General features: G+C 40.4%; 3 protein-coding genes. 2 read left to right on the forward strand and 1 reads right to left on the reverse strand.

Annotated features, from left to right (window positions below; translation table 11 throughout):
- The first annotated feature begins 109 nt into the window (after positions 1 to 109).
- Together ACJMMI_RS00760 and ACJMMI_RS00765 are read left to right on the forward strand one after the other, a co-directional pair.
- Positions 110 to 532: a hypothetical protein gene (locus tag ACJMMI_RS00760; RefSeq protein ID WP_405352594.1), complete on the forward strand. Its 423-nt coding sequence runs from the start codon at positions 110 to 112 to the stop codon at positions 530 to 532.
- Between the two features lie 29 nt (positions 533 to 561).
- Positions 562 to 1,821 (forward strand): aspartate aminotransferase family protein, encoded by a 1,260-nt coding sequence (locus tag ACJMMI_RS00765; RefSeq protein WP_405352597.1) that lies wholly within the window; start codon positions 562 to 564, stop codon positions 1,819 to 1,821.
- A 366-nt stretch (positions 1,822 to 2,187) separates the two neighbouring features.
- On the opposite strand, the gene ACJMMI_RS00770 is transcribed toward ACJMMI_RS00765, so the two are convergent.
- Positions 2,188 to 2,372: transposase (locus ACJMMI_RS00770; RefSeq protein WP_405352599.1), on the reverse strand; the 185-nt coding region annotated here is incomplete at its 5' end.

Raw genomic sequence — 2,372 nt, forward strand, 5'->3', positions numbered from 1 at the left:
GGCAGCTCGACTTTAGCAAGGTTTACAGTGATATGACCATTGCACCGAACTTTGAAGCTGTGCGAAAAGAACAGCCAGCAGAAACGCAGGCAGAGGAGGTAGCGGCAGAGTGACAGGTGAACTGATTTTTTACGCTGCCCGCAAAACCTCGCTTTGTGAAAGGTCGCTCAGAAAAAGCTTTTCAGAGCTTGACTTGATTGCAGACGAAGCAAAGTTTGCATTAAACAGCAAAGCACTCGGACAGCTTGTAACAAGTTCACTCAAAACAAATGACATAGTATTTGTAACGGGTGGCTTAGATATAGGCGGAGATAATGACAGCTCAAGTATTTTTGCAAGAGTATTTGCAGATAATCCGCCAAAGGAAATGAAAAGGTTAAAAAATCCCTCCGGAAGTGACGGCTATGTTTTTGCGTCAGACTTGCAGGCAATAGTACTTTTGCCTGATGAGCCTGAGCAGATTGAAAGCATAATGAACGGTGCTTTAAGAGGATTTCTAAAAAGGTATAGGGAAAACAAACTTATTGCTTAATGCAGCAAAGAGGAAAGGAACAGTAATTTATGAAAACAGAAGCATTTGAAAAATACGAGTCATCAGTACGCTCTTATTGTCGCCATTTTCCGACAGTTTTTACAACTGCAAAGGGCTCAATCATCAAAGATGAAGAGGGCAACGAATATATAGACTTTTTCTGCGGTGCAGGTGCAGTAAACTACGGTCATAACAACGACTACATCAAGCAAAAGACTCTTGAGTATTTTTCAACAGACGGCATTATTCATGCACTTGATATGTACACAGTACCGAAGCGTGAATTCATTGAAACCTTTGAAACTAAAATTCTTGAGCCAAGAGGCTTTGACTACAGAATCCAGTTCCCGGGTCCTACAGGTACAAACGCAGTAGAGGCTGCATTAAAGCTTGCAAGAAAGTACACAGGCAGAAGAAACATCTTTGCATTTATGGGTTGTTTCCACGGTATGACACTCGGTGCACTTTCTGCAACATCTGAAATGTTTGCAAGAAACGGTGCTATTGCATCTCTCACAGACTGCACACATATTCCTGCTCCTTATATGGTAGAGGGACTTGATGTTGTTAAATATATGCAGATGCTCATTGATGACGACCATTCGGCAACAGAAAAGCCGGCAGCGGTTATTATGGAAACTGTACAGGCTGAGGGTGGCATCAGAGTATTTGATGTTGACTTCTTAAAGGCAGTGAGAGAGTTCTGTACAAAGAATGATATTCTTATGATTGTTGACGATATTCAGATCGGTTGCTGCCGCAGCGGTTCATTCTTCTCATTTGAGCGTGCAGATATTCAGCCTGACATCGTTGTAATGTCAAAGTCAATCGGCGGTATCGGTATGCCAATGTCACTCGTACTTCATAAGCCGGAGATTGATGTTTGGAAGCCGGGCGAGCATAACGGCACATTTAGAGGCAACCAGCTTTCGTTTGTTGCCGGTAAGGCTGCTATTGAGTACCTCCTTGAGAACAATGTTGAGGCTGAAACTAAGCGTAAGGGTGAGATTGTAAAGAACTTTGTTGAAAAGGAAATTCTCCCACTCAACGATAAGCTTGAGTTAAGAGGTATCGGTCTTATGTGGGGTATTGACTGCTCAAAGGTTGACCCTGCTCTTGCATCAAAGCTTTCTGACCTCTGCTTTACAAAGAACTTGATTTGTGAAGTTGCAGGCAGAGAGGGCAGTGTATTTAAGATTATGCCTGCTCTTGTTATTGAAGATGAGCTTCTCTTAAAGGGCCTTAACATTGTTAAGGAATCATTTAAGGAACTTCTTGCTAATTATTAATAGATGTAATTAATAGATGTAAATTAAAGCCTGTTCAGTTAATGCTGAGCAGGCTTTTGCTTTAGGTTTTGTTTTAAAAGTTGGGGTAATATTGATAAATTATGGTTTAGCAGAGAGCTTTGGATAATTAACATAAAATTTAGGTCAAGCCTTTTTAAAGGCTTGCGGGTATGGGCAGAGCCCATAAAATCTTCCAATATTGCAATTTATAAGGCACAAACAGCGTTGCTGTTTGTGTGCTAAAGCAAGGTTTGATAAAACCGGAGGTAGTCTTTTATAAAACAAATAATTAATTTTTTCAGGCTCAATGTCAATAGTTGGGATAAACCCGAAAAAGAAGAATTGAAATGAACAAGCGATAGTAAATCAAGCTATCGATTGTTTTTGCATTTGGTGAGAAAACATATGTAAAATACGGTTACGGAAACGCTTAAAATTTCTGTAACCATAAGCATTACGCTTAAGTACCTTAATCTTGTTGTTGCAGCCTTCGGTAAAACCGGTGGTGATATCAGCCGAAAAAGAATTCAGAATACCCGGAAGCCAATTAA

Source organism: Ruminococcus sp. (genome assembly GCF_045129435.1).
GTDB lineage: Bacteria > Bacillota > Clostridia > Oscillospirales > Acutalibacteraceae > Ruminococcoides.

What these genes read in the sequence shown, in the direction of transcription:
- ACJMMI_RS00765 (WP_405352597.1), top strand. Translation starts at nt 562, where the DNA reads ATGAAAACAGAAGCATTTGAAAAATACGAGTCATCAGTACGCTCTTAT.